Annotated in this window: 1 protein-coding gene; it reads left to right on the top strand. The window is 64.1% G+C overall.

What is annotated here, in order from left to right; translation table 11 throughout:
* Positions 1 to 473, top strand: a 473-nt coding sequence (locus JK363_RS41645) for a vWA domain-containing protein (protein ID WP_201883518.1), incomplete at both ends; no start/stop codon positions are given.

Here is a 473-nt window from a genome sequence, read left to right as displayed (position 1 = left end):
CGACCAGCAGATTGCGTATCTTGCCCGCCGGTCGGGGGAACTGGACCAGGAAACCCGCGTCACGGTGTACGTCTTCGCAGACACGGTGGAGTGCGTCATCTACGACAAGGACGTGCTGCGGATGCCGTCGCTGAAGCAGCTGTACCGGGTCGGCGGAATGACGGCTCTGCTGGCGGCCGCGCTGAAGTCACAGCGGGAGCTGGCGCAGACAGCTCAACTGTACGGTGACCACAGCTTCCTGACGTTCGTACTGACCGACGGGCAGGAGAACGCCAGTCATCGCTGCCCGGATGCCCCTGCCAGGAATCCGCGTGAACTGGTCGAGGCCGTGGCCAAGATGATCGCGACACAGGAGGACAACTGGACGCTGGCCGTCCTTGTGCCGGACCAGATGGGCAAGCGCGAGGCCATGCAGTGCGGTTTCCCGAAGGACAACATCGCCATCTGGGACGCCACGAGCACACAGGGTCTGG

The sequence above is a fragment of the Streptomyces coffeae genome (genome assembly GCF_016741875.1).
Classification (GTDB): Bacteria; Actinomycetota; Actinomycetes; order Streptomycetales; family Streptomycetaceae; genus Streptomyces; species Streptomyces coffeae.
This window is presented reverse-complemented; position numbering and strand designations above follow the sequence as displayed.